Source organism: Burkholderia sp. FERM BP-3421, from assembly GCF_028657905.1.
GTDB lineage: Bacteria > Pseudomonadota > Gammaproteobacteria > Burkholderiales > Burkholderiaceae > Burkholderia.
This window is the reverse complement of the sequence record NZ_CP117780.1, coordinates 14,646-41,576: the sequence shown is the minus strand read 5'-3', so window position 1 is coordinate 41,576 and position 26,931 is coordinate 14,646. Positions and strand designations below refer to the sequence as shown.

Here is a 26,931-nt window from a genome sequence, read left to right as displayed (position 1 = left end):
CTGCGCCATGAGTGAGCCGAGGGCCATCGTATTTTTCATCAATCCGCCGAACAGCAACGATCTGGATGCGGACGGCGCGGGCGAAGCGAACAATATCGTCGTATCGAAGGGCATTCAACATACCGACTGGGCCAATTTCCCGCATCTCGGCATCCTATCGCTGGCTTCTCATGTCGACGCGCTGCCGGGCTTTGAGGGCCATTATGTCGATGGCGTGATTCATCCGCTCGACCGTATCCTCACGGCGGTCCGCGAGCGGGCCAGCCGCACCCTTGCCGTCTGCCTCAGTGCGATCACGGCGAATTACGAAGCCGCTATCCGGATCGCTCACGCGGTCAAATCCATCGATCCGCATATCGCGATCGTGGTCGGCAACGATCACTTCACGGCATTGAGCCGCGAGATCCTCGATCGTCACGGCGAACTGATCGACTGCGGATTCGTCGGCAACGAAGTGTATGGCGGTCTGGTCGATTTCCTGAGGGATCGGCAGCACGCGCGAGCCGCCAGCGTTTATCCCGGGTCGGTTCGTCTGGAATCCGGGCGAATCGTCGCTGATCCGACGATTCGTGAGGCGGTGAACCGCGTCATCGACTACAGCCTGATCGACCGGACTTTGCCGCATACCGCCGTCTACACCGAGAATTTCACCCGGCGCCTGGGCCGGCGGATCCTGGCATTGACCGGGCGGCAGGTACGCAAGGGCGTGCCGGTCGAAATCGGGCGCGGTTGCATCAAGTTCAGCGGCGACGATGCCTGTTCGTTCTGCTCGATCCAGTATGGCAGCATGTGGAAGAACGAACTGCCGGCGGATCACGCGTGGTCCGTCATCCGCAGCGCGTGGGAGGCGGGCTACGATTACCTGTACGTGACGGCCGACGAACTGCCGCTCACGTTCGCGCGGCTGATGCTCGACATGGCGGAGTCGACGCCGTCGTGGTGGCGCGCGTTACCGGCGGACGCGCGCCCGGTCCTGGTCGGCTACGCGCGCGCGGACGGCATGGAGAAGGAGCAGGTACTGAAAGCAATGCGCGGGATCGGCTTCCGCATTCTGTTCGTGGGCGTCGACGCGGGCGCCGCGCGTTCGCTGCAGGCGCTCAACAAGCCACTGCGCAACAAGGATCCGGTGGCGGCCGCGAAGCGGATGGCCGACGCCAATTTGCGTGCGCTGCACAATGCGCGCACGCATGGCGTGGCGATCAAGGCGGGATTCGTGCTGGGGCATCTGGGAATGAACGAGGCGTTGCTGGAGGAAAACATCGAGACCTACATCGCATTCCTCAAGGTCGGGCGGGATGTGATCATCAGCGCCGACATCGAATTGCTGTCGCCAGAACCGGGCTCGAAGGAATTTCGCTATCTGACCGATCCCGACGAGGCTGAAACGATGTCGGCCCGACTGGGTCTCGCGATCGGAAGTCGCGCACGGCGGCAGGACGTGGCCGATCGCTACCGGAACGTCGATATCTTCGATCGCGAGGCCGCCATCGACGACTATATCGGCGTGTTCATGCCCGAGCTGTCGAAGGAGCGGCTTGCCATCGCGCGCGATCGGGTGCGCGGCGAATGCGGCCGGCTCGGCATCGTGATCGGAGACGATCTCTGATGTCGCCCGAGCAAGCGCTGTTCTTCGGCCTGACCTGCATCGGCTTCGGTTTCATCCCGGGGCCCGCGCTGCTGCAGACCGTATCGTTGACGCTGCAGCACGGGCGGCGGGCCGGCTTCCTGTCCGCGCTCGGCATTCATCTCGGCGCCTTCTTCCAGATCTGCATCGTCGCGCTCGGTGCGGTCGCGGTGCTGAAGACGTCGCCGATGCTGTATCACGTGCTTAAGGTGGTCGGCGGCGCCTATCTGGTCTGGCTCGGTATCCAGCGCATCCGCGCGCCCGTCGGGCAGGACGCGGCGATCGACGTGCCGCGCAACGTCGTGTCGTCGAGCGCGTTCATCGAGGCGTCGAATCCGAAATCGGCGCTGTTCTATTTTTCGTTCCTGCTGCAATTCACCGATCCGGACGCGTCGATCGGGCTCGGCTGGCAACTGTTCCTGCTCGGCGCTTGCGCGAACCTGCTGTTTTCCGCCGCCGACGTGTTCTGCATCCTGCTCGCCCATCCGTTGCGCGCCCGCGTGTCGCCGGGCGGCCACGCGCTACGGATCGGCCAGTTTCTCGCCGGCACGCTGTTCGTCGTGCTGGGCGCGATCGCGATCGTCAGCGACTAGCGCGGGGCCCGCACGAGGCGACGACAAGTGCGCCGACAGCCCGACACCGGGACCGCTCAAACGCAAGTCGCGCTCCCGATTCGTTCTCGGTGCCGAAGTCCATCGCGCGTGGAGAGCTGCGCCCATTGACCGGGGGGAGCGATCTATGAAGTACTTCGGGTACGTTCGCCGGGCTTAACTGACTTCCCTGTTCCGTTGCTCCCCAGACCCCTCCTCGCCGAAATGTGCGGCGGCTTCCTTCGATACGTGTCGTTTCGGCGAAGTCATGGTAGGAAAAACACCGCGATTCATCCATAGGTGATCCGCCGGCATACTTTCGCGATCGTCTTTTCTTCAATGGGCGGCGATGGCGGACCCGGTCCGGAAAGCAGGCGGCGGGCGCGTTCCAACCAGCCGAACGGGCGGCCATGCGTCGGCGCGATCGATGTCCGGCGGCGTTTGACCGCGCGCGCTGACCTGCTGTCCGCAAGCGTCCTGACGCATGCAGCCCGCGCGAGTCGGCTCATGATTGCGTGGCGGACAGGCCCTGGCCGATTGGGGGACGCCGGCGAGCAACGCAACAACAACCGCGTGTCGCGAAACGACGCCCCCTTGTCCGGAATTTCCTTGCGCGGCGCCCTGTCGTAGACCCGCGACATGGCCTTGAGCTTGTCTCCGCTCAGCCCTTGCGTTACCGAGGTTGGCCGGCTTCGGCCGGAGCGCTTGCGCGAAGTCGACGAACGGCCGGATCTCCGCCTCCGTCACCGGCCCGCAACGTCAATTGTGCTCGGCGTGCGCCGTCCATCGCGGCCCCCGCCTTCCCGAACAGATCGAGCCGCTTGACCCGGGCCGGATCGATCGACCGCTCCGCCGCATCGAGCTTCGCGTGCCTCATCAAAGAGCGATCGGCATCGAGGACGCGTCCGAGTCGGAGCGGGTCGGAGCGGGTCGCGTGCTGTGGCCGCACGATCGCTGCGGCGCGACCGCAATGCGCGACGCACCGGCACGTGACGCTCCGGCAAATGCAGGTCTCTTTCCGAGTTGTATGTCACACGCGCGGCGTCAATGTGGTGACATCGTGAAAGACGCCGTCCGGGTCATAGCGCCGCCGTAATTCCACCAGCCGCCGCCAGTTTTCCGCGGAGAAGCAGCGGGCGATGTCCAGTGCGCGCGTCTCGATGTCAAATTCGTTGATATAGCATCCGGACGCGACTGTCGCGAGCTCGTCATACAAGCACTTGAGCCACTCCCGGTTGACTTCGTCGTCGGCGGCGTCGTTCCATTGAGCGTAAGTCGACAGGAAGAACCTGCCGTGCGCCGAATAGGCCGCGTCCTCAAACGCGTGCATGCCACGCCAGATGAAGAGCGGCACGCTTGCCGGAGACGGTTGGCGAGGCAAATGCGACGCGAGAATCCGAACAGCGTCTTCCGCCCTGTCCGTGAGAATGTTGTCGGTCCGGAAGCGCTTCGCGGCCATCATGGCATCCGTCTGCCTATAAATGGCTTCGAAGCTGGATGCCTGATCTTCTTCCACCGGCGTGAGCCAACCGTCGGGCAGCCTGGAGACGAGCGCCGCGTGCAATGCGTTCGCCTGCGATGCATTGTCGGCAAACGCGATCGTACTGAGCAGGCCTTCGCGGCTGCATTCGGCTGCGGTGACGCTTGCCGATGGGACCACCGCGAGCATGACCTGCAAGGCCGGGGCGGGTCGGATGCGTTCGATTTCCGTCAACAGCGCCGCGAGTCTTCCGAACGGCACACGATACGTATTGGTCGTCATCGCGTGCGGCAGCGGCTCGCAAGCCAGGTAGAAGCGGGTGACGACGAAGAACGCGGTCGGGCCACAGCCTCTGGCGGCCCAGAAAAGGTCAGGCTCGCTGTCGGCGCTGAGGTGGCGGATCCGGCCGTCGGCGGTGACGGCGTCCATGGCCAGCACGTTGAAGAGGCTCATCCCACCCCATGAAGTGCAATTGATGCCAAGTCCGCCGCCGAGCAGAAACCCGCTGATCGCGACGCCGCCTCCATGGCCAGTCGGAAAGGCGAGATCATGCGCGGCGAGGCTTTCGCTCAACTGGCGGCTCGTCACGCCAGGTTGAACGATCGCCCGGCGCGCGGCGACCTCAACGCGAATGTCCTGCATCTCCGAGAGGTCGAGAAGCATGCCGCCCTCGCGCAGAAAACAGCCGCTGTAGCTGTGGCCGCCGCCCCGCACGCTGATGCGCATCCCGTGCGCGTGCGCGAAGTCAATCGCCTGAACGATGTCGTCCTCGCACTCCACTTTCACGATGTACTCGGGATAGCGCTCGAACGAACGTCCATTCCACGTCGAGCGCCGGTGCCAGCCCGCATACTCGGGATGGTGCCGCGAGCGCACCCGGCCTTTGACTCTTGCTGGGAATGTGCGGAAATCGTCCGCCAATGCAACCGTATTAAGCATAGTCATTGGGCTTACTCCTTTCGCAACGAAGAGTCGATAGAATCAGTTGTTTCCGAAACTGCCATGTGATTGAGTGAGGCGACGCGAGCGGCAGCGGGTTTCAGGTCGTCGCTCGTGACGGCATAGAGCCGGCCCGGCCGCATCCCCAGCCGGGTCTTGATTCTCGCGTTGAGCCGGCCGCCTTCGAGGCGATGCAGGTTGCGTTCGAACGCATACCGGTACGACGCCGCGAACGCGATCGTGTATGGACTGAAATCCGTCTGGTCGTACGTGACGCCAGCAGACCACGTGTAGAACGTATCGGGGCCCTCGAAACATATGAGGCCGCCGACGACTCGCCCTCCGGTTTCGATCGTGCACAGGCGCACGAGGCTGCCGCAAAGTCGGCAAAACTCCGCTAACGGAACGGTGGGGAAGTATTGCGGCGTCCCATGGCGTGACGTGGTCGCGTGGCACAGCGCGGCGAGCTGTTGCAGTCGGCCGTCGAACGGCGGCGCGATGATCTGCGAGCAGGCGCCGCTGGCGGTGAATTTCCGAAGCTGGCGATTCATCTCCCTTCGGCCGTCGGCCGGTAGTTGCTCGACGAAATCGTCGAAGTCGCCGAACCTGTCGAGATCCGTATAGAAGCGATCCACCATGTAGTTCACATGCATGCCGCGATCGATCGCAGCCGCAAGCAGCATTTCGTCGCAAACGTTCAGCAAACCGTAGTATCGGGCGCCAGTGCATTGCGCGAGGTCCGCAAGCGCATCGAACATCAGCGGATATACATGCGGTGATCCGACGATCGACGGGATAGTGCTCGTGAAGCAGTGCATGATATGACTGAGCAGCGCAAGGTCGCAGCCGTCGTCCACGAGTCCCGCGTTCTGCCTCAGCACACCCAGGGGATCGACGACCATGAGCCTTTGCAGATAGACGGGCATGAACGCGACGATCCGCCGCCCATGCAAAACGAGAACATAGTAGGTACCGAGCGCCGGCAGCAGCGGTGAACGTTCCGCCGCACGCAGGAACTGCGGATCGTAAAAAAGAGAGGCGCCACTGGCGTGAAAGAACGATTCGTATGCGCCGGGCACAATCCGTTCAATCGACTCGATGATTTCCACCGACAGTTGCATAGCCTGCGCCCCCTTGCGTCTCGTTCAGGCGCGCCAGGTCAGCACGACCTTGCCCGCTGTGCCGTTCCTCATCGCGCCAACCTCTTCCCGGTACCGCTCAGCGGACAGACGGTGTGTGACAACGCATGGAAAACTCCGGGACGTTGGGAAAAAAGCGGCGGTGACGCGGGTCGGTGGCGCGCGATGTGCGATGTCTACCGACAATCCAGAATCACGGCGTGAGGTCGCGACAGATATGGGCGAAGTGTCTCGGGTGCGTGCTCGATGGGCGTCAGCGCCGACGGCAGAGGGTTGCGATGGACGATATGCTCAAAGCCGGCCGCCCGTAACGCCGCATCGAGTGACGCCTTGGACCAATACCATGCGGTCACGGTACCGCCGTATCCCGAATGAAACAGCTCGATCCGGACTTCTCCGCCATCCTCGTGCGCGGGGGTCTGCGTCAGCGAAAAGCCATAACACGCGTAGTAGGCAGGGTCTGCGACATACTCGGGATGAATCGGAAGCGTGACAAGCCGGCCGCCGGGGTGTAGCAGCCGCTTCATGCTCGCGCACATTTGCTCGAGCGCCGACTTGTCCGCCGCATAGGGCAACACATACACGCCCAATACGAGATCGAACCGGTGATCGAGATCCGGATCGAGCCGCGACACGAAATCGATGCCCAGGTGTTCGCCGGACTCGCGATCGCACGCATGCCGCAACATGCCTTCGGCCTCATCGAATCCGGTCACCCTGCGCGCGCCTCTTTGCTTAAGGATGCGCGAGTAGGTACCGTCTCCACAGCCGAAATCGAGAATATCCTTGCCCGCCACGTCTCCCACTACTTCCAGCACGCTGGGTATTTCAATATCTCTTCGAAATGGCCACGTTGCCATGTTTTCGTATAGAGCGGCCAGCCCGTCGAACTGGCTATGCGTTGCGGACGTCATGTCGGATTCCCCGTAAATGCATGACACATCGGAGGCCCGCAGATCTCTCTTGGATTTGGCGAGGTCGAGACGTGTCGCACGCAGCCGCTTTTATTCGATCAGCGGATGACGGTATCAATATATAAATATTATTTATTTTTATCAAGAAATATTTTCAAACTTTAAATGAAATTCTTTATTAATTCCATGGATTATCAGATAACCGGAGTCGACCCTGTAATGGCAGGGATGGTTTTGATTCCCGCGGCTTCCCTGCTGAGTGTAGGCTTACCCAGCAGCGATACGGCTTGGTGCTTCGCCCCCGAATTCCACGCTTCCGTGCCAGGAAAGACAGCCGATCGTGATCCGCTCTGGATCGGGTCCGAACAACCCAAGCGCAGCATGGCACCGCGTGCCTTCACGGAATTGGACATCGAAGCGGCGGCTCCACGGGGCGCGCCTCAAGCCGATCAAGCGGGCCGACGGCCTGGCAAGGTGCATGGATCGAATGTCAGCGTCCTGCCCCTTCAAGCTCGGCGCTTCGCTAAATGATGGAGCGACCGATGAAATATGCGGCATCTATATTGAGCCCGCGCTACGACATCTGAATCCGGCCTCGACATTAAGTATGGGTCCCAGGTTCAGATGTCGCGTTTCCGCTCAATAAAAATGTCGTGTTTGAGCATATAGGTTGATCGCCGCCGCCCTCAGGGAACACTGGTGATGAACGCAACCGGGACGGTCGCGATGACGATCGCTTGAACCGGATGGGTCCACGGTCTCACCTCGTGACACGGCTCGACAAACCGAACGGCGCCTCGCAACGGCTCCGGTGCACAGAAAAGTCGCTCGAACATGGCGGGTCGCGCCGTGCGCCGATCATGCAATTCGAAACATCCGGCCATGCCACGACGAAGTTCGCCGATCAGCCATCCATCCCGTGCCATTGCGCTGGCAATCCTGATTGCAAGGTTCACCAAAAATTCATTCGCCACCATGAATTTATTGGAAGCACCCACCAATAAAATCATCCTATTGAATCATAGGACAATAGAATAATTAACAATATTTTATAAAATAAAATAGTGATTTTTATTCACCGTCGATTTGAAAATAAAGGTAACCTATTCGCCATCCAAGATTAATTCAAACAACGAGAGACGACCCCATGAGAGATTCGATCGCAGCCTGCCTTGTCGCCGCCCTGCTTGGAGGCATGCTCTCGGCGTGCGGGGGGGACAGCCCAGGCCATGCGGTTTCTCCCGCCGCCTTGATGCAAGCCGGGCAGACGATCGATGCGGCGCTTCCTGCCTTGAGCCCGGCGAACCCGCCCGGATTGAATTTCAACCTCGCGCCCTTCACGCTCCAACTCCCCACCGGGGCATCGGGCAGCGTCGACACCGTGAACGCGGATAGCCTCGCGGCGGGATATACGAATCCGTATTACTTCTACACGGACAAGTCGGACGGCGCGATGGTCATGATGGACCCTCGGCGCGGATGGACCACATCGGGATCGCAGCATCCCCGGACCGAGCTGCGTGAAAATACGGCATGGCCCCCCGCCGGAACGAATCTCCTGCAGGCAACCGTCTCCGTGGTCCAGGTGCCCGACCACACCACGATCGGTCAGATTTTCCAGGGCTCCGGGCCCAGCAAGCCGCTGTGTGAAATACAAGTGACATCGAAAGGCGTCGTGCAGCTCTTGCTCGAGGCAACCAACCAGGGTGGGAAATCCACGACCTATCCGATCGCGGACGTCACGCTCGGGACGCCGTTCAGCTATGAACTGAGTCTGTCCGGCACGACGATAGGCGTGAAGATCAATCACACCACCCGATCCTTCACGATGGATGCGAGCTTCGAGGGAGAGGACTTCTATTTCAAGGCCGGCAACTACGACCAAACGGCCAGCTCGGGCACACCGACGACAGCCCCCGGCACCGTCGTCAAATTCCATGCGCTTTCCCTGACCCATCGCTAGAAGCGCGGTTTCGCGCAGCGGATTTTTCTGCATCCTCGGCGGATTCGCCTGCTCCGGCATTCCGGTCGAATCCACCGTGACACGTTGGTCGCTGTTTCCCACCGGCATCAACACCTTGGCGCGCACGTATCGCGCGCGGCCATGTCGTGTGCTGTAAAAATCGCGCCGTCTGCTCGTCGCGATTTTCTTGAATTGATTGAAAAATACCATTCACAACGGAGCGTTCAAGATGAAAAAAACGTCGATTCAAACGCTGAAGATCATGTCGATTTCCGCTGCACTGTCCGGGCTGCTTTCCTTTCCCTGGAGCGCCAATGCGCAGCTCGCCACCGGAAGCGATGCGGGACAGTCCGCGAACGCGGAGATCTGCGATGCGCCCTGGTCGGGAAACCGCATTTATCAGCCCGGGAATGTCGTCAGCGACACAGGCGTGAACTACACGGCCGCCTACCGGACGCAAGGTAACGCGCCGTCCCTCAGCAGCGGTCTCGACGGCAGCGGGCAGCCGTGGGTAACCGGTGCGGCCTGCACGCCGACCCGGATCGATGCCCGGCTACTCGACCACGACGCCAATTTCTCGCCGGCCACGCTGCAGTTCCTGAAATCGAAGACCCAACTCGATGGCGAGCAATGGGACAACATCATGAAGCTGATCAACAAGCCGGAACAGGACACCCTCGAATGGACGAAGTTCTACGGCTATTGCGAGAATATCGGTGACGATCGGGGCTACACCATCGGCATCTTCGGCGCCACGACCGGCGGTCCGAACGACACCGGCCCCGATGCGCCGGCACTGTTCAAGGAATATGACGCCTTCGGCGGCGCCTCGAATCCCTCGATCCAGGGCGGGCTGTCACGCATCGGCGTACACGGCAGCATGTCCGGATCGATCCTGAAGATCACCGACAGCGCGAAGACGTTCTGCGGAAAGATCAACGCGCTGCAAAGCAATGCGAACTGGCGCGAGGCGATGTGGCGTACGTTCTACAACGTCTACATCGGATACAGCGTGGCGCAGGCGCGGCAGCGCGGCTTCAATTCGGCGCTGACCATCGGCTCCTTCGTCGACACGGCGCTCAACCAAGGCGCAACGGGCGACAAGAATTCGCTCGAAGGCCTGCTGGCCCGCTCCGGCAACAGCGTGGACGAGAAGACGTTCATGACGAAGTTCTATGCCGAGCGCGCGAAGGTGGTCGACACGCACGATTTCAACCAACCGCCGAACGGCACCCATCGCGTGCAGGAATGGAGCATCCTGATGCAGGAAGGCCAGACGAGCCTCAAGAATGTCGATGCCGCCATCGTCAAGGTCACGAATTGGACGATGCATTGATGCGTGTCGACGCGATCGAGACAGCGGGACGCCGGCCTGTCGTCCGGAACGGCTGGCGTTCCCGCGGACGGTCGCGACACGTAGCTTGCCGCCCGGCGGTTCGACCGGGTGCTGTCGATCCCGATGCAGTTTGCCGGTGCAGGTCGAACCAGAGAACAACACGATCGACACCGCACCGTTCGCCTGCGGCACGCCCATCACGCCGGCGCACAGGCGGCCGGAAGTCCGGCTTCGCGTTTGCATGCGTCGGTGAAGCGCCTTCTCGTACGGCCTGCTCCGCTCCCTCCGGATTGCATCAGCGAAGCTGATGTATCCGGAGAACGACGGAAAACCGCTCAACCCGCTCATGCCGGCATCGCACCCCTGATGTTTCGTCTTGCTATAGATTCGCGTTGATGAAACCGATTGCCAATCACTGCTCACTCAATAAAACAAATATAAAGAATTGCACACCCCCTGGCATCAATCGATGCATCGACTCCAGCGGTCTTGTTGAGTCGACAGCCGATCATCGCCGGTAGACCGGAAGCTGCCGGGCAAGAAGCCGATCGAATTAGAACGGTCACCTCGCTCTTTACGTATATGAAAGTCCGCTCCTTGAGTGCGCCTCGAATCGATTCATCCGGAATCGCTTCGAGCGCCTCCCCGGGGAGGCAGCGGTGCCGTCCAGGGGCCGAACCATTCCGGTGACGATGGCGCATCGCCGTCCTCCCGCGCCACCAACCACCGGCACGGTCCCGTTCCCGGGCGATTCGTTCAATGTGAGGCGTTCATCGTCGCGTGCCTCGAATCCCGGCATGTGTCGCCGCTTCGCGATCCGCCCTATGGCGCGTTCCAATCCGTCGCGCCCGCCCGGTCTCACGGCGTACGAAATTTTCGGAGCGCCTCATCCGTCATCGGATCGCGCCATTAATACTCCCCCAATTTATCTTGACAATCGTTAACAAATGCCCGCCGCTCAGGCCAGGCTTTCGAAGGCCTGACGCGTGTACGCTATCGACAGCCCGTTCGATGGAAATGAATTCCATCCGCCCGTGCGAACCGACGGCAATCCTCGCGACAACATTAGGAAACCTTATCGTGACGACACAGCATGACGGTACGTTGTATGTCCTGCAGGCGCGCCCGCCCGCGATCATTGCCCTGTCACCCGATGGGTCCCATCAAACGGTGCTCGGGAATCTGACCCGAACGCCCGACGGCATCAAGGTCGATGCCGAAAGCAACATCGTGTACTGGACCAACATGGGCACCGGCATCCACCTGATCGACAGCGATCCGACCAGCCGTCCGGTTCCGCCGAACGACGGCACGATCGAATGCGCGTATCTCGACGGGACCGGCCACCGCGTGCTGGTGCCGAGCGGCCAGGCCGGAACGCCGAAGGAACTGGTGCTCGACAAGCCGGGCGGCCATCTTTACTGGTGCGACCGCGAAGGCATGCGCGTCATGCGTGCCCGGCTCGACGGCGCGGAGGTCACCGAACTCGTGCGCACGGGCGAGTTCCCCGCCGACACGGCCGACGCGACCCGCCACTGCGTCGGCATCGTGCTGGACAAGGCGAACGGTCATGTCTACTGGACCCAGAAGGGGCCGCCGGACGCCGGCCAAGGTCGTATCTTCAGGGCAAACATCGAGCCGCCCGCGGGCGCGCGCCCCGACCAGCGCCCGGACGTCGAATGCCTGTTGGCCGACCTGCCGGAGCCGATCGATCTCGATCTCGATCACGACAACGGCGTGCTGTACTGGACCGATCGCGGCAGCGACACGGACGACGGCAACACGCTGAACCGCGCCAGGATCACCGCGTCCGGATTGATCGATCGCGAAGTACTCGCGCGCGATCTGAAAGAGGGAATCGGCGTGTCGCTCGACGCACGCGGTCGGCGCGCGTTCGTGACGGATCTCGGCGGCAACGTCCGGGTGCTCGATATCGACACGAAACACGAAGCGCACTTCACGACCATTGCCCAACTGGGTCCGCTGACCGGCATCGACTACGCGGAGCGTTAAACGGGCCTTGCCCGAGCGGATCGGTACGCGCGGCGTACCGGGTTCTCCCGCGTGATCGTGCATGCACCGGACCAGCGAGCGCGCCCGGCCACGCCCGTCGCGCGAGTGGGCATCCGGCGGCGCCTGCATGCATCGAGGCGCGTGCACCGATGCCGGGGCCGGCGGGTCAACCGATGCTTGCCTGGCGGCCGAGGCCCTTCCCCTCTTTACAAGACATTGATATGAGCAATCTGAACGGAAAAGTCGCTGTCGTGACGGGCGCGGCGAGCGGGATCGGCAAGGAGATCGCGCTGGAACTGGCGAAGGCGGGCGCGGCGGTGGCGATCGCGGACCTGAACCAGGACGGCGCGAACGCGGTGGCGGAACAGATCAGGCAGGCGGGCGGCAAAGCGATCGGCGTCGCGATGGACGTGACCAGCGAGGAAGCGGTCAACAGCGGGATCGACAAGGTGGCGGCGGCCTTCGGCACGATCGACATCCTGGTGTCGAACGCGGGCATCCAGATCGTGAATCCGATCGAGAACTATGCGTTCTCGGACTGGAAGAAGATGCAGGCGATCCACGTCGACGGCGCGTTCCTGACGACCAAGGCGGCGCTCAAGTACATGTACAAGGACGATCGCGGCGGCGTGGTGATCTACATGGGCTCGGTGCACTCGCACGAGGCGTCGCCGCTGAAGTCGGCCTATGTGACGGCGAAGCACGGCTTGCTGGGCCTCGCGCGCGTGCTGGCCAAGGAAGGCGCGAAGCACAACGTGCGCTCGCACGTGGTGTGTCCGGGCTTCGTGCGCACGCCGCTCGTCGACAAGCAGATTCCGGAGCAGGCGAAGGAACTCGGCATCAGCGAAGACGACGTGATCAAGCATGTGATGCTCGGCAACACGGTGGACGGCGTGTTCACCACGGTCGAGGACGTCGCGCAGACGGTGCTGTTCCTGTCCGCGTTCCCGAGCGCCGCGTTGACCGGCCAGTCGTTCATCGTCAGTCACGGATGGTTCATGCAATGAAGCCGCGCGCCCGTACCGAAAAACAGACCGTCGATCCGGCCGATCTGCACAGCGAGGCCGGGGGGCGGCCGGCTCACCTGCTGCCGTACGAGACGATCGCGCTCGTGCTGCAAGGCGGCGGCGCGCTCGGCGCCTACCAGGCGGGAGTGTTCGAGGGCCTGCATGAAGCAGGCGTTCCGCTCGATTGGATCGCCGGCATCTCGATCGGCGCGCTCAACACCGCGCTGATCGCCGGCAATCCGCCGGAACGGCGCGTCGAGCGCCTGCGCGAATTCTGGGAAACGATCTGCCAGCCCGCGTTCCTCCCCGCACTGCCGGCCGCTTTCGAATACGCGCTGTTCAACGGCCACGAACACATCCGCTCGATGCTCACCGCGACCCAGACGGCCAGCGCGTTCCTGCAGGGCCAGCGCGGCTTCTTCACGCCGCGCTTCCCGCCGCCGCTGCCGGGCGCAGCCCAACCGCCCGGCAAGGTCAGCTACTACGACACCTCCGCGCTGCGCGCAACGCTGCTCAAGCTGTGCGATTTCGACCGCATCAACTCGGGCGAAACGCGGGTGTCGGTGGGCGCCGTGAACGTAGGCACGGGCAACTTCATCTACTTCGACAACACGAAGACGACGCTTCGGCCCGAGCATTTCATGGCCTCGGGCGCGCTGCCGCCCGCGTTCCCGCCCGTCGAGATCGACGGCGAGTTCTACTGGGACGGCGGCATCGTCTCGAACACGCCGCTCATGGAAGTGCTGCGCGCGTCGCCGCGACGCGACACGCTCGCGTTCCAGGTCGATCTGTGGAGCGCGCATGGGCCGCTGCCGCAGTCGCTGGACGACGTCGCCGAACGCACCAAGGATGTCCAGTATTCGAGCCGGACCCGCTTCGTGACCGATACGCTGCAGCGCGAACAGCGTTATCGCAGCCTTCTGCATCGCGTGCTCGGGCACGTGCCGGAGGATGTGCGCAGGAGCGATCCGTGGTGCCAGCAGGCCGAAGAGGTCTCGTCCGGCCGGCGCTACAACGTGCAGCATCTGATCTACCAGCAAAAGCCCTCGGAGAATCAGTACAAGGATGCGCAGTTCGGCCTGTCGACCATGCGCGATCGCTGGGCGACAGGTCTGGAGGATATCCGCAAGACGCTCGCCGTCAAGGATGGCCTCGCACCGCCCGACAACGAGGCCGGCTTCGTCACGCACGATATCCACCGAGCCCGCTGATACCGGCCGGGATTGGCGCGCAGCATGGCCGGCGCGCGGATCGAGCGACGTGCGGCCGATCGACGCGCCGGCGAGCCGACGCAGTCCGGAATCGGTCGAGGATCGTTTCAGGGTGCCCGTGGCTGAGCGGCCGGGACGCGCTCGCCTCGCCTTCCGCATCGAGATACGCCTAAATCCCGTTTCGCCGTGTTCTTCAGCGGCGCGATCGCGCGCGCTTGGGTCCTGCGCGGCACGACGTGCAGATCGAGGTGAGTGCGATGACGGCGCAGCGTCCGTTCCCGAGCGAAACGGCCGTGAAAAAACGATTCAACGAAGAGCACATCATCGGCAACGAGAGGAAGCCGAGACTGGAAAGATCAAGGTCATTCAGGTCGATATTTACAATTCAATGGCGACTGCCCCGCATCGAAAATCCCCTCAGGAAGATCGCCGCCCCTCCGGGCATCTTGCGCCTCCTGATCCGAGCCTTGCCGATCTTGACGAGTGACCGGTTCACGCCGATGCCGCCGCAATCATGCGCGATGCTGCGCCAGAAGCCCGCTCAACACCACGCGCCTTGAGCGCCGCCGCCTTCCCCCGCTAGCCGTCAAACACAACGCTTTCGCCTCACTTTCATTTTCCATCGAATTCCATTAATTAAAATAGAACATCGAATTAATTCTCCGCCCAACAAATATCTAAAATCCAATGTTTTGAATTTTCATCCCCTCGTCATCATTCATTCGATATCTTAACAATTGGAATCGTGTCGAACGCGGCACTCACCGACTGCGAGCGCGACACGATTCCGTTCCACGCATTCAATTCAAATTTCGAGGGGGTTCAATTGAAGAAGATTCTTGTTGCCCTGGCGTTATCCGTCGCTTCCCTGTCCGCGCTCGCCGCCGATGTCTGTCAAGGCGGAACCCTGCTGACCGGCACCGTCCAGACTCCGCCCACGTTCAAGTCCGGCTCGGCGCTGCAAGGCATCTATCTGTCACACACCCACGTGAGCCTGCTCGGCACCGACGGCGTCATCTACGACGTCGCGATGGACAATGTCTTTGCGAACGGCTACTCCCGCAACCAGAAAAGCGTGCCGACGCCGCTGAACCAGATTCAGGTCGGCGATCAGCTCGAACTGTGCGGCGAACTCTACACGGGCGGCGACGTCGGGATCCACTGGGTCCATACGAACTGCGGCGATACGCCGACGCCGACGGATCCGAACGGCTGGGTCAAGGATCTGTCGCAGCCCGCGCTGGGCAACAATCTCGAAAGCAACGAAACCTACTGCTATCTCTGGCAATAAGCCCCTCGATCCGCGCCCGGACACCCTCGCGAGCATGAAGCCCGCATACTGGCTCGCCCTCGGCGTCGCGGGATGCGTGCTGGCCGGCGTCTATCACGCCGCGCGCAGCCCGGACCCCGCCCCGGGTCCGGGCGCGCGCGCCCGGGATGCGCAGGTCGAGGAACGCGGCGCGTCGACCTTCTCGTCATCGGCTTCGCCGGGCGCGGGCGGGAATGTCGTCGATGCACCGGCCTTGATCGGCAGCAGCGGCAGGATCATCGACCTGGGCGGCAAGACGGTGGCGCAGTACGTCGCGCAATACGAGGGCGCGGCGCGCCTGGGCAACCCCGATGCGGCCTATCGGGTCTACTTGGCGGAATCGCTTTGCGCCGCGAATCCGACGCAGCGCGACGCCGGCAGCGCGTCATCCGCGCCCGCCGATACGACGCATCCATGCGCCGGCGTCACGCCGGCCGAGGTACAGGAGCGCCTGCGGTTTCTCGCGCTGGCCGCACGCACGGGACGGGCGGACGCGCAGATCGATTTCTACCTGGAAGGCCCGGATGGCACCGGCACGGTTCCATCGGCCGGCGCGAACCCGGACGATCCGGACGTCAAACGCTGGAAAGACGACGCGCTGAGCCATCTGAAGGAGGCCGCCAGCCAATGCGACCCGCTGGCCGCCGGCCTGCTCGCCACGAACTACCCCTCCGGCAAGTTCAACGCCCAGGACCCCGCGCAGGCGATTGCATTCAACCTGCTGGCGGCCGCGGCGGGAAACGGCAAATGGTCCCGCGAGCGGCTGCAGGCCCGGTTCGGCGCGCAAATGACGGCCCAGGCGTTCGACGCGGCGTATGCGGAAGGGCTCCGGAGTGCGCGCGCGACCTGTTCCCAGGCCAGGACGCCATGAGTTGATGAGTTGAAGTCCGCCCAGGGTCGTCATGCACGTCGATACCCAGACCTGTGCGTGCTCGATCGGCATCGACACGCTGCCGGCCAGGCGCCCTCTCCCATGCGAGATTGTCACCACGGCGGCACGAACCTCTGCGCCGCCCTTGCTTCGGCGTGTTCACGGACGGCTTGACCACCGACGCCATGCGCCCCCGGACATTCCTGTCCGGCTGCAGCGGCAACGACTCGGCGATCGCCGGCACGTCTGCGCGATAGGCGGTGCACGTCCCTTACCGCGCGCGACGCCTGCCCGTCATGGCCGCGTGGCTGGCCGATCGCGCGGCGAACGAGGGGCCGGCAATGCGTAAGCCAACGCCCCCATTCATATGGAATCCCGATTAAAACACCGACCTCATGATCGAAGCCGCCAATTTCAAGCACTGAACCAACAGGATTGCACCGATCGCGGATGCGGTCAGGCGGCGAGTGGGCCCGCCGTCGGCTATCCAGCAGATGAACTTATAGAAGCGCGTTCCTGACCGATCTTTTCTTAACGCTCGCGCCAACAGCCAAAATGCACCGATCGCCATCGGCAGCATCAAACATAATTCGGCAATCGAGATTTGCCAGTCGTACCGCCCCAGCGGAAAAGCCATCCGATAGCAAACCGACAGAAAAAAGCCAACGACGATCGATGTTGCCGTGGCATTAAGCGCGAGAATCATCCCCTTCCTCACATCCCTCCCTCAGGTCCCGGGTTAGGCTATCGCGTTCCCGCCGGATGAAGCAGCCGCGTCCGGCGTGTACAACCGGAACGAACCGGCGACGATGCGTGAAGCGGATCGGCGGAAGGCCGTCGAGGCGGCGGCCGGGCGCCGCCTCGACGCCCGGGATCGGGCGCGCGCCGGTGAACGACTCACGCGCCGCTTGCCCTCACTTGCCGCGGGCCCGCTGATCCTTCACCCACAGAAAGCGCGAGTAGGCGCCGATGTTGCTGATGCCGCCGACCCGGATGCCGCCGTCGCCCATCATCCTGGCGTAGACATCGGGCTGCAGCAGCGCGAGAAACAGATAGCCGCTGCGCAGATAGTTCGTGCCCTTGCTGTTGCCGTCGCCGCTCGTGCCGTTCAACCGGCCCGCGAAGCTGCGATCGCCGAGCCGCAGGACATCCATGACCGTATTGACCATGGGCGCCATCCAGGTGATGTCGACGCCATAGCGGCCGCTCTGGGACAGCCGATAGAACCCGGCGACATCGAGGCTGCCGTGATTGCCGTCTTCACGGGACACGGCCGGCATCGCGTAGCCCCAGTCGAAGGCGGTGCGCCCCTGCTTGTCCGCGTAGCGCGTCAGGCCGTCGCCGATGAACCATTCGAGGTTGGCCTTGACGATCTGGTCGTAACGCTGGACCCGCTTCGGGTCGTCCTTCAGCAGATCGTGCGCCTGCGCCAGCTTGAGGAAACCATAGGCGAACATCATCTGCTGGTTCCACGGCACCGGCTGGCCGGACTTGTAGGGGGAGACCTTGGCGAACGACATGTGCTTGGCGCTGTCGAGCGTCAGCAGCGATGACAGGATGTGCGCATCGACCGTCTTGTCCGCCTCGGCGACATAGCGCCGGGCGCGCTCCAGGTACGTCGCGCCGAAATGGAACGGGTCGCCGCCCGCGACGGCCTGGCCGTACAGCGCCGGCGTCTTCAGGATCTGCGCGGCGCAGCTGCCCAGGTGCCCCACCGGGTCGCCCTGCTCGCCGCCCGTCTCGATCGGATGACCGTCCGGATCGTTCGGCCACACCGGATCGATGCGGCCCGTCCAGATGACGCGCTGCCCCGCGGGCGCCGGCAGGATGTCGTTGCGCTGCGACAGCAGCGTGTCGCAGAACGACACCATCTTGTCCAGAATTTCCTTGCGCGGCGCAATGTCGTAGACCAGCGACATGGCCTTGAGGTTTTCGCCGCTGGGCCCTTGCGCCCATGCATTGCCGACATTGGTCGGTTGCGGCTGCAACGTTTGTGCAAAATCGACGAACGACTGGATTTCCGCGTTCGTGACCGGCCCGTCCAGGCTTTGCACCAGCATGCCGGGCGCCGCGGCGGCGATCGGCTCCACGTACGCGGGAACGGGCTGTTTGCCTTGGGTGGAAGCGAACGACGCGGTGCAGATCAATCCCGCGCACGACAGAATGGCTAACGGAAAGAGACGTTTCATGGCCGCCTTGGAAGGAATGGGTGTCGCATCATAGCGCAGGGATAGGCGCGGCGGGCACCCGATTCCACGCCCGTTTCGCGATCCCGCGCAACGCGCCTCCATCCGCTTGCGCAAACCCATCCCGGCTGCGCAACCAGCCGCGCTCACCGCGATGGCGATCGCGGGCGGCAATCCGGCGATCGTCATGCCCATGGACCCGCGCAACGCCGCCAGTTTCCCCAAGAGCGGCGCGATGATCGCCGTACCGAAGAAGGTCGCGCCCGGCCACTGAATCACGGCGGATGGCGACGCGACGCCGAGCCGTCGCCCATACAACGGCAGGAACGGCCGCAGCACGCCGAGGCTGACCAGCGTGGTGAATGAACCCAATACGCACACGGCGATCCTGAGCGGCCTGCCGTCATACGGCTACGATTGGCGCGCCGACTATTCCGACACGCCTCTCTTCTGGGCCGATACCGATGCGCTCGTGAAGCAGTCCGGCGCAACGCCGCGCTACGATGGCGCGACCCACTCGGTGACGTTTCGCTATACGCCCGGCGCCTGCAGCGGCACGCGCATCGTTTTCCGGGCCCGAGGCACCCTCAGGTGGCCGCGATCGCGCCAAGCCTGCCGAATCGCACCGGGAATGGGGCTGCGTCGCTTCGTGACGAAACGCGCAGCCGCGCGCGATGCCCCCGCACAGATCAGAAAAATTACGGATTACTGTTCTTTCATGCGGATACCTATGAAAAATCAGTGATGCCGCGGCGCACACACGCTCACGTCAGATATCACGATAAATTTAATTTTTCGTGAGGAATCCGACACCACCCATCCGCTAGTATTTCCATACGTTCTGAACGGATCGAGTCGACAGGACTTACAGCGCGCTCGATCTGCCAGGCGGTCGACAAGAAATACAACGGGCTTTTGTTTCACTTTATTCCGCCATATTCAAGCGTGAATGATGCGTCGTGCGCACGGTCCGATGATGCTGATCCGTCGTCGGCACGGACAAGCCTTCGCGGCAGGCGCGGTATGGCGAATTCGTCATTCGAGTGTTTTCCGTAGTAGGCCGCACCGGAGTGGGTTCGATGAAACGGCATACAACAAGGAAGCGTTACTTCGAACCAAGTCCTGATTCATTTCGGCAGCCGCAATTTCCCGGCATGCCTCATCAACTTCATGGAGAAATTCAATGTCTGCAAATAAAACCGTGGTGAGTTCCGCCCTGCTGGCCAGCGCAGTGGCCACCCTGCTTGCGGCGACGGCGCAGGCTGCACCCTTGACCCAGGCGGAAGTCAAGGCGGCCACCGCCGCTCACAAGGAGAAATGCTTCGGCGTTGCCCTGAAAGGACAGAACGATTGCGCGGCAGGTCCGGGCACCACGTGCCAGGGCACGTCGACGATGGATTTCCAGGGCAACTCGTGGAAGTTCGTCCAGGGCGGGACGTGCGCGAGCATCACCGTGCCGGGCGGCGCCCACGGCTCGCTCACGCCGATCAAGTCCTGATCACCGCCTGCGCGGCATACGGGGACGGCGATGAGCGAATTCATCCACTTTGCGGCAATGCGCCCTGACACGCTTCCCCGTCGCCCGGCAACGGACGCCGCGGGATGGATCGGCACCAGTTTCAAGCACGAGCATCTCGCGGCCATCCTGGCTGACCGTACCAACGACAGTTTCTTCGAAGTGCACGCCGAGAATTACATGGGCGCCGGCGGTCCCCCGCATCGCGCCCTGGCCCGCATCCGCGACGCCTACCCGCTTTCGATTCACGGCGTGGGCATGTCGATAGGCGGAAGCGAGCCGCTGGACCAACCGCACCTGGCGCGTTTTCGCGACCTGATTGCGCGCTGCGAGCCGGCGCTCGTCTCCGAGCATCTGGCCTGGTCGACGCATGCCGGCACGTTCTTCAACGACCTGCTCCCGCTGCCGTATACAGCGGAGACGCTCGCGAGAGTATGCCGGCATATCGACGAGGTCCAGGAAGCGATTCGACGTCCGATCCTGCTCGAGAACCCGGCCACCTATGTCGCGTTTTCGTCGTCGACGATGAGCGAGACGGAATTCATCGCATCGGTGGCGCGACGCACCGGCTGCGGATTGCTGCTGGACGTCAACAACGTATTCGTTTCCGCGACGAACCACGGCTATTCCGCCGCGGCCTATCTGGATGCGTTCCCGCTTGGGCGCGTCGGCGAAATTCATCTGGCGGGTCATACCGAGCAAACCGACGATGAAGGCGAACCGTTGCTGATCGATAGCCATGACTGCGCGGTGGCGAGCCCGGTGTGGTCGCTCTATGAAAACGTCATCGCTCGGACGGGCCCGGTCCCGACCCTGGTCGAGTGGGACAGCAAGGTTCCCGCATGGCCGGTATTGCAATCGCAGGCGCTCGCGGCACGCCAGCTCATGCACAAGCATCCCATCCCGACGACTGCAGGTGAACACGATGAGACGTGACAACCGGGCATCCGCGAACGCGACGGGATTTGCGGCGGCTTTCGCACGCGGCCTGATCGACCCTGCCGCCGAGGCGCCGGCGGAGCTGCGCGCCGCAGCGGGGAAGAACGTCGTCAAACGCTACAACGTCTACCGCAACAACGTCATCGTGAGCCTCATCGACACGCTTGCCGCAGTATATCCGGCGGTTCAGCGCATCACGGGCGACACGTTCTTCCGGGCGCTGGCCCGCTTCTACGCTCGCGCGACACCGCCGAGTTCGCCGTTGCTGTTCGAGTATGGGCGCGGCTTTCCGGATTTCATCGACGCCTACGAATACGCGCAGGACATGCCCTGGCTCGCGGATGTCGCGCGCATCGAACGGGCGTGGCTCGACGCATATCACGCGGCCGATCGACCGGTTGTGCCGCCTCGGGCATTCGAAGCCATCGCGCCCGAACGCCTGGCTGACGTCTGCTTCGTCGCGCACCCCGCGACCCGCATCATTCGGTCCGCCTACCCGGCCGTCGCCATCTTCACGATGAACCGCCGGAGCGGGCCGGTCGAGCCGCTGTGTTCGAGCGACCGGGAAGACGCGCTCGTCACCCGACCGGACCAGGACGTCTCGGTGTTCCGCCTGCCGGCCGGCGGCGCCGCTTTTCTGAGCGCCCTGATCGCAGGCGAATCGCTGGGCGCCGCCGTGGCCGCGGCGCTCGACGAAACGCCCTGTTTCGATCTCGCGGCCAACCTGACGGACATGATTTCATCCGGCGTATTTACCGCCATTCAACCTGGAGACTGAGCGTGATGTCCAACCAACCGGAAACGAAGCCCGCCTTGGCCGTTCGTCTTGCCGTGACGATCGGAAAATCCAGCGATTGGATCGGGCAGCTTGCGCGGCCGTGGCTGACACAGCTTGTACTGCGCCTTGCCTTGTCCGTGCCGTTCTGGAAGTCCGGCATCCTCAAGTGGCATGGCTTTCTTCAATTGAACGACACGGCGATCGCCCTCTTCACCGATGAATTTCAGCTGCATCTTCCAGGCGGCCCCTATCCGTTTCCGGCGCCGGCCGTCGTGGCCTTCCTGTCGGCCTGCGGCGAGGTCGGCTTTCCCGTTCTGTTGATGCTCGGCTTCGGTACCCGGTTTGCAGCCGCGGGCCTGTTTCTGATGACATGCGTCATCGAGCTGACCATTCCGGACGGCTGGCCGATTCACATTACCTGGGCAGCGATGGCGCTGGCCATCGTGGCATGGGGACCGGGCGCGATCTCGATCGATCACGTGCTGGCGCGCGCAACCCCTGAGTCGCGACGCTGACGTGAGCGGGCGTGATGGTGTGGTGAGTAGGTCGCAGTTCCAACAATCGGAGGCAATATGAACACAGTCAAAGGTTTGGTGTCGGCCGGCATGGTGGCGTTGTGCATGGTGACGGGCGTGGCCCACGCGGACGGAGGAATCGGGCGCGGAGGCATGTACGGGCCCGACTGGGGCATGATGATGGAAAAGCTGACGCCTGATCAGCGGGCCCAGGCAATCACGATCCAGCAAAAAATGATGCAGATGAAAATGGACCACGAAGACGCGATGGCCAAAATGGAAATGGACTACAACCATGAAATGATGCGGATGCAGAATCAATTGCTTGAGCTGTACAAGGGCCATTGACGCTGCATCGGCCTGAAACGTCGCCCCGGCATCGGGCGATTTCCGTCCACACGGCACGGCCTCAACGACCAGCGATGACCGCTGGCCGCTTGAGGCCCCGGCTCCGCCGCAGTCGGCGTAGGGACGCCGCGCCGCTGCGCGACCGATGCACTTTGCCTCATTGCCCCCTACCGCACCGCATCGCCTTGACGACCATCGATCCCGCAGCCGCGCTGATCAAGCGAAAATCGTCGCGATGCGCATGCTTCCATGCACACACGCGGACGTTGCAACGATGCCGTCTTGCGCTATACCGGCAGCGCATGCGTCGACAGGATCTCCTTGAGCACCATGAACGACCGCACCTGCCGCACGCCGGGCAGGTAGAGGAGCTGCTCCGCGTGCAGCCGGTTGAAGCTCGCGTTGTCGCGCGTGCGCACCAGCATGAAATAGTCGAACTCGCCGGTCACGACGTGGCATTCGACGCATCCCGACACTTTCTGCGCGGCCTTCTCGAATGCGGCGAACGCTTCCGGCGTCGAGCGATCGAGCACGAAGCCGATCACGACGAGCATGCCGGCGCCGAGCGGCTTCGGGTCGAGCAGCGCGACGATCCCGCGGATCATGCCCATCTCCTTGAGCCGCTCGACGCGCCGCAGGCACGCCGGCGCGCTCAGCTTCACCTTGGCGGCCAGGCTCACGTTCGAGATCGACGCGTCCGCCTGGAGCTGCTTGAGGATCGCGCGATCGATGCGATCGAGCCCAGGTACGGCTCCGGGCGCCGCCCTCGTCCTTCTGCCTAATTTCATTAGGTTTTCCTCCCGTGAGGTGAATGCATATTGCGTCATTGGTCATATCGACGTTCATCAACGTAGGCCGACGATATTCATTTCGCAAGCTCATTTCGCGCTCGCACGCCTATCATTTTTGCATCGGGAGACGGCGCGCCAGCGCCTTCCGAACCCACCGCTTTCCGTGCTCAGCCCGCCTTTCCGGAGACCGATTCGATGAACCTGCACCGCTTCCCCCGTTACCCGCTGACGTTCGGACCGACGCCGATCCAGCCGCTCAAGCGCCTGAGCGCGCACCTCGGCGGCAAGGTCGAGCTGTACGCGAAGCGCGAAGACTGCAACAGCGGCCTCGCGTTCGGCGGCAACAAGACCCGCAAGCTCGAATACCTGATCCCCGACGCGCTCGCACAGGGCGCGGACACGCTCGTCTCGATCGGCGGCGTCCAGTCGAACCAGACGCGGCAGGTCGCGGCCGTCGCCGCGCATCTCGGGATGAAATGCGTGCTCGTGCAGGAGCACTGGGTCAACTACGACGATCCCGTGTACGACCGGGTCGGCAACATCCAGCTGTCGCGCATGATGGGCGCCGACGTGCGGCTCGCGCCGGACGGCTTCGACATCGGTATCCGCCGCAGCTGGGAAGAAGCGATGGACAGCGTGCGGCGGGCGGGCGGCAAGCCGTATCCGGTGCCGGCCGGCTGCTCCGAGCATCCGCTCGGCGGCCTGGGCTTCGTCGGCTTCGCCGAGGAAGTCCGCCGGCAGGAAGCCGAACTCGGCTTCAGGTTCGACTACGTCGTCGTCTGCTCGGTGACGGGCAGCACGCAGGCGGGGATGGTCGTCGGCTTCGCGGCCGACGGGCGCGCGAACCGCGTGATCGGGATCGACGCATCGGCGACGCCGGAGAAAACCCATGCGCAGATCACGCGCATCGCGCAGCATACGGCTGACCTCGTGGAACTCGGCCGCCGGATCGACGCGCAGGACGTCGTGCTCGATACGCGCTATGCCGGCCCCGAATACGGCTTGCCGAACGACGGCACGCTGGAGGCGATCCGGCTGTGCGCGCGACTCGAAGGCGTGCTGACCGATCCCGTGTATGAAGGGAAATCGATGCACGGGATGATCGACAAGGTGCGGCGCGGGGAATTCGAGGCGGGCGCGAAGGTGCTGTATGCCCACCTGGGCGGGGTGCCCGCGCTGAGCGCCTACGCGGCGATTTTCCGCGACGGGTGACGCGCGCCCGATTGCGATCCGGCGCGCGCGGATCGTCAGACGCAGGCGGGCGGCGCGACGGCGCCCGTCATCCTCGGCACGGTCTGCCCGCCCGGAGATCCTCCGCCGCCCCGGGCCGGCGTGGCCCTAAGCCGGCGCATTCACGTTGCGGAAGCGCGGGCCGTAGAACACCGGCTTCGACAGATCGGTATAGGTTCGCAGGAACGCGATCTCGTCCGGATACAGCGTGTCCAGCCGCGCCAGCGCCGCCGCCGGCACCGGATGGCGCAGGATGTTGAAGCACGACAGCACCCGCAGATCCACCATCCCGTGCACCGCCGCGCCGAGCGATTTCCACGAGCCGCCCGCGGGGCCGTTCCACACGACGTCGAGCGTGGCGAGTATCGTCGAGAATCCCGTATCGAACGCCTCGAGATCGGCGCTCACCGCGGCCTGGTTCGGATCGAGCGCGAGCAGCGCCGCGTAGCCGTCGCGCGGCACCGCGAGTGTGTTGACGACCACCGGCGCAGCGAGCGGGGCGCCGGCGAAGAAGCGCGGCTCGGTGTGCCGGTCGAACGGCACCGGCGGCACCGGTGCCTGATAGCACGCGCCGTAGTACAACTCGGCGAAGCGCGCGTAGTGCGACTTTTCTCCTTCGAACACACCGGGCGTCAGCACGTCGCCCCTGCCCGCTCCTTCGCCCTGCTGAAGAATCTCGTCGATGCCCGCATGAAACGCCTCGACGGGATCGGCGTCGGGCGAGTACGTCACCGTCGCGAAGCCGATATCGTCACCCACCTGGTTGGAGGTCCCGCCCGCCTTCACGGCGGCCCGCACCGCGTCGGCATTGCGACCGACCGCGTCGCGGATGCCCGCGTAGAACGCCGCGATCGTCGGGTAGGTCTCGGCGCGCCCGAGTTGCTTGAGCAGGAACGCGGGCATCTCGATCCGCATGAAATTCTGCAGCTGCGGCTTCGCGTATCGCGCGAGGCCGACCGTGAGATCGGGTTCCGCGCCGCCCGGCAGGCCCTGCACCGGATAGTCGATGCGGATGCCGCGAAACTGCGGCGTGCCACCCAGCGCCGCGAGCAGGTTGGACACGATGGCCATGTGCACCATCTCCTCCATCACGACGCTGCGGATCGCGTTGTACGCGGAATAGTTCTGCACTTCGAGCGAGAACATCGCGGACAGATAGAGCGGCAAGGTCGAGTATTCGAGTTCGATGGCGCTCTGCAGCGCGGCCTTGATCCAGGCCAGGTCGCGATCGGCCGGCGATACGGTGCTCGGGTTCATGGCGGGTCTCCTGTCGGTCGGCGTCAATAGAACAGTGCGTAGGCGGTGTCGTCGAGCCGGTACGGCACGACGCGGGCCGCCCCCGCCGGCGTCGCGGCCGAGCCTGCCCGGGTCCAGCCGAGGCAGTCCGCGTGGATCCGATAGACGGCCGTCGTGCCGTCCTGCGCGATGTAGGTGATCAGATACGGCTCGCCGTGCGCCCACGGCACGCACGCGGCGCTGCTGATGCGCAGCGCGTCGGGCAACTGATCCTGCAGATAGCTGCCGACCTCGACGGTGCCGAGCGCGGGATTGTCCTGGATGTGGTCGATGTTGACGTTGAGCTTGGCCGTGTTGATCTTGAAGAAGAAGTTGGCGCCGCCGAGCTGGAACAACGAGAACTGCGTCCAGCCTTTCGCCCACTGGTGATACCAGACGTTGAGCGCGAGCAGCGGCGGCACGCCGTCCTTCGAGACCGGCGTCACGGCGACGCTGAAGTTGGCGACCTGTCCGGTGTCCGCGTCGTAGCCGAGCAGGTATTGCTGGCCGAGCGACGTATACGGCGCGACGTTGGTGAAGTGGTGCGTGGGCGTGTTGCGCGGCAGCGCGAACGTATACGGCGGCGAGGTCGCGAGGCCGTCCTTGACCGTGAAGAAGCCGAACGTGCCGGTGTCCGCTCGGTATGTGAGCAGGTAGGGGACGTTGCCCAGCACGAAGGTGTCGAGGCTGTCCCACGGGCCGCCCGACAGATCGAGCGCCGCATCGACGGCGCTCACCCACGGCGCGCGCCCGGTCAAGGCGTACGCGTCGGTCTTCTGCGTCGCCTTGTCGTAGGCGATCAGATGGCTCCGCCCGCCGGTCCGCAGCACCGTGAAGCCGCTGTAGCCCGCGGGCAGCTGCGCGCCGTTCCACACCTGTTCCAGCGCCACCTGGTCCGATCCCTTGACGGGACTGATCGAATAGATGCTGCTCATATGCATGCGCTCCTCTGGCAAT

27 protein-coding genes are annotated in these 26,931 nt (G+C 63.6%); 18 read left to right on the top strand and 9 right to left on the bottom strand.

Features of this window, described 5'->3' with window-relative positions:
* Positions 1–7 precede the first annotated feature (7 nt).
* The gene (locus Bsp3421_RS01385; protein ID WP_273995442.1) at positions 8–1,606 is read left to right on the top strand and encodes a B12-binding domain-containing radical SAM protein; all 1,599 of its coding nucleotides are present in this window, start codon (positions 8–10) and stop codon (positions 1,604–1,606) included.
* Entirely contained in the window at positions 1,606–2,217 is a 612-nt protein-coding gene (locus tag Bsp3421_RS01380; protein WP_273995441.1) for a LysE family translocator, read from the top strand. Before Bsp3421_RS01385 ends, Bsp3421_RS01380 begins: the two co-directional genes overlap by 1 nt.
* 1,027 nt (positions 2,218–3,244) lie before the next feature.
* Here the strand turns inward: Bsp3421_RS01380 and Bsp3421_RS01375 are convergent.
* The 3 genes from Bsp3421_RS01375 to Bsp3421_RS01365 form a co-directional block, all read right to left on the bottom strand.
* Positions 3,245–4,639: an FAD-binding oxidoreductase gene (locus Bsp3421_RS01375; RefSeq protein ID WP_273995440.1), complete on the bottom strand. Its 1,395-nt coding sequence runs from the start codon at positions 4,637–4,639 to the stop codon at positions 3,245–3,247.
* Positions 4,640–4,644: 5 nt separating this feature from the next.
* Positions 4,645–5,754 (bottom strand): GNAT family N-acetyltransferase, encoded by a 1,110-nt coding sequence (locus tag Bsp3421_RS01370; RefSeq protein WP_273995439.1) that lies wholly within the window; start codon positions 5,752–5,754, stop codon positions 4,645–4,647.
* Positions 5,755–5,948: 194 nt separating this feature from the next.
* Positions 5,949–6,686, bottom strand: a complete 738-nt coding sequence (locus tag Bsp3421_RS01365) for a class I SAM-dependent methyltransferase (protein WP_273995438.1) — start codon at positions 6,684–6,686, stop codon at positions 5,949–5,951.
* Positions 6,687–6,851: 165 nt separating this feature from the next.
* Between Bsp3421_RS01365 and Bsp3421_RS01360 the strand changes: the two genes are divergently transcribed.
* A complete protein-coding gene (locus Bsp3421_RS01360) occupies positions 6,852–7,217 on the top strand; it encodes a hypothetical protein (RefSeq protein WP_273995437.1) in 366 nt (121 codons plus the stop codon).
* 155 nt (positions 7,218–7,372) lie between these two features.
* Here the strand turns inward: Bsp3421_RS01360 and Bsp3421_RS01355 are convergent, their stop codons facing one another.
* Positions 7,373–7,696, bottom strand: coding sequence for a hypothetical protein (locus tag Bsp3421_RS01355; RefSeq protein ID WP_273995436.1), 324 nt, complete (start codon positions 7,694–7,696; stop codon positions 7,373–7,375).
* Between the two features lie 137 nt (positions 7,697–7,833).
* Between Bsp3421_RS01355 and Bsp3421_RS01350 the strand changes: the two genes are divergently transcribed.
* From Bsp3421_RS01350 to Bsp3421_RS01315, 8 genes are all read left to right on the top strand, one after another.
* Positions 7,834–8,649: a polysaccharide lyase family 7 protein gene (locus tag Bsp3421_RS01350; RefSeq protein ID WP_273995435.1), complete on the top strand. Its 816-nt coding sequence runs from the start codon at positions 7,834–7,836 to the stop codon at positions 8,647–8,649.
* Between the two features lie 229 nt (positions 8,650–8,878).
* The gene (locus Bsp3421_RS01345; protein WP_273995434.1) at positions 8,879–9,985 is read left to right on the top strand and encodes a chitosanase; all 1,107 of its coding nucleotides are present in this window, start codon (positions 8,879–8,881) and stop codon (positions 9,983–9,985) included.
* A 1,080-nt stretch (positions 9,986–11,065) separates the two neighbouring features.
* Positions 11,066–11,998, top strand: a complete 933-nt coding sequence (locus Bsp3421_RS01340; protein WP_273995433.1) for a hypothetical protein — start codon at positions 11,066–11,068, stop codon at positions 11,996–11,998.
* Between the two features lie 221 nt (positions 11,999–12,219).
* Positions 12,220–13,005, top strand: coding sequence for a 3-hydroxybutyrate dehydrogenase (locus Bsp3421_RS01335; RefSeq protein ID WP_273995431.1), 786 nt, complete (start codon positions 12,220–12,222; stop codon positions 13,003–13,005).
* Positions 13,002–14,216, top strand: a complete 1,215-nt coding sequence (locus Bsp3421_RS01330; RefSeq protein ID WP_273995429.1) for a patatin-like phospholipase family protein — start codon at positions 13,002–13,004, stop codon at positions 14,214–14,216. Before Bsp3421_RS01335 ends, Bsp3421_RS01330 begins: the two co-directional genes overlap by 4 nt.
* 257 nt (positions 14,217–14,473) lie before the next feature.
* A complete protein-coding gene (locus Bsp3421_RS01325; RefSeq protein ID WP_273995427.1) occupies positions 14,474–14,776 on the top strand; it encodes a hypothetical protein in 303 nt (100 codons plus the stop codon).
* 266 nt (positions 14,777–15,042) lie between these two features.
* On the top strand, positions 15,043–15,507 hold the full coding sequence (locus Bsp3421_RS01320; protein ID WP_273995426.1) for a hypothetical protein: 465 nt from the start codon (positions 15,043–15,045) through the stop codon (positions 15,505–15,507).
* 76 nt (positions 15,508–15,583) lie between these two features.
* Positions 15,584–16,396: a hypothetical protein gene (locus tag Bsp3421_RS01315; RefSeq protein WP_273995425.1), complete on the top strand. Its 813-nt coding sequence runs from the start codon at positions 15,584–15,586 to the stop codon at positions 16,394–16,396.
* 379 nt (positions 16,397–16,775) lie between these two features.
* On the opposite strand, the gene Bsp3421_RS01310 is transcribed toward Bsp3421_RS01315, so the two are convergent.
* Both Bsp3421_RS01310 and Bsp3421_RS01305 read right to left on the bottom strand, forming a co-directional pair.
* Complete coding sequence (locus Bsp3421_RS01310; RefSeq protein WP_273995424.1) at positions 16,776–17,102, bottom strand: hypothetical protein; 327 nt, start codon at positions 17,100–17,102, stop codon at positions 16,776–16,778.
* A gap of 208 nt (positions 17,103–17,310) precedes the next feature.
* The gene (locus tag Bsp3421_RS01305) at positions 17,311–18,756 is read right to left on the bottom strand and encodes a hypothetical protein (RefSeq protein ID WP_273995423.1); all 1,446 of its coding nucleotides are present in this window, start codon (positions 18,754–18,756) and stop codon (positions 17,311–17,313) included.
* A gap of 181 nt (positions 18,757–18,937) precedes the next feature.
* On the opposite strand from Bsp3421_RS01305, the gene Bsp3421_RS01295 reads away from it, so the two are divergent.
* The 6 genes from Bsp3421_RS01295 (at position 18,938) to Bsp3421_RS01270 (ending at position 22,678) form a co-directional block, all read left to right on the top strand.
* A complete protein-coding gene (locus Bsp3421_RS01295) occupies positions 18,938–19,327 on the top strand; it encodes a hypothetical protein (RefSeq protein ID WP_273995421.1) in 390 nt (129 codons plus the stop codon).
* Between the two features lie 438 nt (positions 19,328–19,765).
* Entirely contained in the window at positions 19,766–20,080 is a 315-nt protein-coding gene (locus Bsp3421_RS01290; RefSeq protein WP_273995419.1) for a BufA1 family periplasmic bufferin-type metallophore, read from the top strand.
* 57 nt (positions 20,081–20,137) lie between these two features.
* Entirely contained in the window at positions 20,138–21,034 is an 897-nt protein-coding gene (gene bufB / locus Bsp3421_RS01285; protein WP_273995655.1) for an MNIO family bufferin maturase, read from the top strand.
* The gene (locus tag Bsp3421_RS01280; protein ID WP_273995417.1) at positions 21,024–21,815 is read left to right on the top strand and encodes an HvfC/BufC N-terminal domain-containing protein; all 792 of its coding nucleotides are present in this window, start codon (positions 21,024–21,026) and stop codon (positions 21,813–21,815) included. The genes bufB and Bsp3421_RS01280 overlap by 11 nt, the downstream gene beginning before the upstream one ends.
* Before the next feature lie 5 nt (positions 21,816–21,820).
* Positions 21,821–22,330, top strand: a complete 510-nt coding sequence (locus Bsp3421_RS01275) for a DoxX family protein (protein ID WP_273995414.1) — start codon at positions 21,821–21,823, stop codon at positions 22,328–22,330.
* A 57-nt stretch (positions 22,331–22,387) separates the two neighbouring features.
* A complete protein-coding gene (locus tag Bsp3421_RS01270) occupies positions 22,388–22,678 on the top strand; it encodes a hypothetical protein (protein ID WP_273995413.1) in 291 nt (96 codons plus the stop codon).
* Positions 22,679–22,965: 287 nt separating this feature from the next.
* Here Bsp3421_RS01270 and Bsp3421_RS01265 read toward each other — a convergent pair whose 3' ends face one another.
* Positions 22,966–23,466 carry an Lrp/AsnC family transcriptional regulator gene (locus tag Bsp3421_RS01265; protein ID WP_273995411.1) on the bottom strand — a complete coding sequence of 167 codons (501 nt, stop codon included), beginning with the start codon at positions 23,464–23,466 and terminating at the stop codon, positions 22,966–22,968.
* A 198-nt stretch (positions 23,467–23,664) separates the two neighbouring features.
* On the opposite strand from Bsp3421_RS01265, the gene Bsp3421_RS01260 reads away from it, so the two are divergent.
* Positions 23,665–24,681, top strand: coding sequence for a 1-aminocyclopropane-1-carboxylate deaminase (locus tag Bsp3421_RS01260; protein WP_273995410.1), 1,017 nt, complete (start codon positions 23,665–23,667; stop codon positions 24,679–24,681).
* Between the two features lie 126 nt (positions 24,682–24,807).
* Here the strand turns inward: Bsp3421_RS01260 and Bsp3421_RS01255 are convergent, their stop codons facing one another.
* A complete protein-coding gene (locus Bsp3421_RS01255; protein WP_273995409.1) occupies positions 24,808–25,956 on the bottom strand; it encodes a ferritin-like domain-containing protein in 1,149 nt (382 codons plus the stop codon).
* Between the two features lie 23 nt (positions 25,957–25,979).
* Positions 25,980–26,909: a hypothetical protein gene (locus Bsp3421_RS01250; RefSeq protein ID WP_273995408.1), complete on the bottom strand. Its 930-nt coding sequence runs from the start codon at positions 26,907–26,909 to the stop codon at positions 25,980–25,982.
* Between the last annotated feature and the right edge of the window lie 22 nt (positions 26,910–26,931).